The organism is Bacillus sp. 22475 (assembly GCF_052044835.1).
Classification (GTDB): domain Bacteria; phylum Bacillota; class Bacilli; order Bacillales; family Bacillaceae_G; genus Bacillus_A; species Bacillus_A cereus.
The window spans coordinates 8,638-11,303 of the sequence record NZ_JBQENW010000060.1; the positions used below are offsets into that span (position 1 = coordinate 8,638).

Below are 2,666 nucleotides of genomic sequence, written 5' to 3' on the forward strand. Positions count from 1 at the left end.
AATGTTATCTAGTTTTGAAGGAATATGCCTTCATAGTTTGGTGATGATGGCAGAGAGGTCACACCCGTTCCCATACCGAACACGGAAGTTAAGCTCTCTAGCGCCGATGGTAGTTGGGACCTTGTCCCTGTGAGAGTAGGACGTCGCCAAGCAACTTTAAGACGAGTCAGAATGACTCGTCTTTTTTGTGTTTTGTAACTTCTTTTCAAAGCTAATTACATATTTATATAAGTTTTATTCGATTTCTTTCGTGATTTTTGATATGTAATTTAAGGTTTTCTATTTTATTTCTTAAAGATAAGATTCACTGGTGTGTTAAAATAGTACAGTTGTTTTTTGATGTACTTTAATATAAGAAGATTTAAGTTAGAAAAGGAGATAATATGAAAAGGATAGGTATAATTACTATAGTAGTCTTAGTCCTTCTATTAATCGTGTATATGTTAGTTGGGAATTATTTTTATAACTACGCGTTGAATGCGAAACAAGAAAAAGAATTTTTGCAAGATAATCCTCATTTAGTAGAAACGGTAAATGCATCGGGAGATGTATTGGCTACAAATGAAGAAAAGAATGCGAACTTCGTATCGAAGTATAAACCTAACACATTAACTATACGTTCTTTCGATAAATTGAATTTAAAAGGCTATGAATATATGAATGAATCATCTAGTCATAAATGGGCAATTGTGGTTCATGGATACAATGGTAGAGCATCAGAAATGACGAAATATATTCGTAACTTTTATGAACAAGGCTATAATGTCATAGCACCAGACCTTCGTGGGCACGGAAATAGTGAAGGGGATTATGTTGGTATGGGCTGGCATGATCGTAAAGATGTTTTGATTTGGATTCAACAAATCTTAAAGAAAGATCCTAATGCTGAAATAGCTCTATTTGGTGTTTCAATGGGCGGGGCAACTGTAATGATGACTTCAGGAGAAGATTTACCTTCTAATGTTAAAGTTATTATTGAAGATTGTGGATACTCAACCGTTATTGATGAATTTACTTATCAGCTAAAAGATTTATTCCACTTGCCGAGGTTTCCTGTTATGAATGCGGCAAATACAGTTACAAAATTAAGAGCTGGATATGATTTAGAAGAAGCTTCAGCTGTAAAACAAGTAGTGAAAAGCAAAACACCTATGCTATTCATTCATGGGGATGCTGATACATTTGTTCCTTTTGAAATGTTAGATGAGGTGTATAATGCTGCAAAAGTAGAGAAAGAGAAATTAATTGTTCCAGGTGCGGGACATGGAGAAGCGGAGAAAGTAGATTCAAATAAATATTGGAATACTGTATGGAAGTTCGTAGGGAAGTATATTCCGGCATAATTAAAGTTGTTTCATTTTCATAGACGATAATCGGAGGGATAATAGTTAATCCTTTTGATTATCGTTTTTTGTTAATTAGGTAGTCTGCTATAAGTGTATTTTTGTATGTACTATATGAAGGAGATAGAGCAAAAACTTTTGAATTCCTTAATCTCAGTGCTACAATGATTGAAAACTAAATGTTAATGAGGTGTTTATATGAAAATTGAGGTTTGGTCGGATTTTGTATGCCCATTTTGCTATATTGGGAAACGTAGATTAGAGATGGCTTTAGAGCAATTTCCACATAAGAAGGATGTTGAAGTTGAGTTTAAAAGTTTTGAATTGGATCCGAATACTCCCGTTTACTCTGGAACAAGTATTAATGAAGTGCTTGCATCAAAGTATGGAATTAGTATTGAAGAAGCTAAGCGTAATAACGTACAGCTAGGAAATCATGCAGCTAGTATGGGTTTAAGTTTTAATTTTGATGAGATGAAGCCGACGAATACGTTTGATGCGCATCGTCTTGCGAAGTTTGCAAAGAATCATGGAAAAGAAAAGGAGATTACGGAGAATCTACTTTTTGCATATTTCACTGAATCGAAAAATTTAAGTGATGTGGATACACTTGCTATTATCGCTGCAGCCTCAGGTTTAGATAAGCAAGAAGCTTTAAATGTTATTAATGATAAAAATGCGTACGCAAATGATGTTAGAATTGATGAAGCGATTGCTCAGCAATATCAAATTTCGGGAGTGCCTTATTTTATTATTAATCAAAAGTATGCTATTTCAGGTGCACAACCACTTGAAACTTTTGTTGGTGCACTTCAGCAAGTTTGGGAAGAAGAGAATCCTGCACCGAAGTTACAGGAACTTTCAGCAGATGGTGGAAGCGATCTTTCTTGTGCTGATGGAAGTTGTTCGGTGCCGTCGAAAGAACAATAGTTTTTATGGTAGAAGAGCACCCCATAGATTGTTCTGTGGGGTGCTTGTATAACTATAGAAGAAATACGTAAATGAAATCTATAAAATATAAAGTTTTTTAAAAAACGTATTGACGATTATACTTTAGAGGTGTAATATAGAACAAGTCGCCGATGACATTAACATCGAAAGCGACAAACGAAATAAAAAACTTAGTTGACATTAACTAACGAAGATGTTAACATAAGGAAGTCGCAAATGAGCGACCAAGTAGTTCTTTGAAAACTGAACGAAACAAACAACGTGAAACGTCAATTTTTATTTTTAGATGCTAGACAAACTAACTTTATTGGAGAGTTTGATCCTGGCTCAGGATGAACGCTGGCGGCGTGCCTAATACATGCAAGTCGAGCG

The 2,666-nt window shown here is 35.0% G+C and carries 2 protein-coding genes and 2 rRNA genes; all 4 read left to right on the plus strand.

Annotated elements, in window-relative coordinates:
- Nucleotides 1-36: 36 nt before the first annotated feature.
- Nucleotides 37-152: ribosomal RNA gene (rrf, locus tag ACTJJY_RS31260) — 5S ribosomal RNA — on the plus strand.
- Between the two features lie 231 nt (nt 153-383).
- Nucleotides 384-1,343 (plus strand): alpha/beta hydrolase, encoded by a 960-nt coding sequence (locus ACTJJY_RS31265; protein ID WP_440607393.1) that lies wholly within the window; start codon nt 384-386, stop codon nt 1,341-1,343.
- Nucleotides 1,344-1,541: 198 nt separating this feature from the next.
- Nucleotides 1,542-2,273, plus strand: a complete 732-nt coding sequence (locus ACTJJY_RS31270) for a DsbA family oxidoreductase (RefSeq protein ID WP_000687922.1) — start codon at nt 1,542-1,544, stop codon at nt 2,271-2,273.
- Nucleotides 2,274-2,598: 325 nt separating this feature from the next.
- Nucleotides 2,599-2,666 (plus strand): 16S ribosomal RNA (locus tag ACTJJY_RS31275); the annotation flags it as partial.

What these genes read in the sequence shown, in the direction of transcription:
- ACTJJY_RS31265 (WP_440607393.1), top strand. Translation starts at nt 384, where the DNA reads ATGAAAAGGATAGGTATAATTACTATAGTAGTCTTAGTCCTTCTATTA.
- ACTJJY_RS31270 (WP_000687922.1), top strand. Translation starts at nt 1,542, where the DNA reads ATGAAAATTGAGGTTTGGTCGGATTTTGTATGCCCATTTTGCTATATT.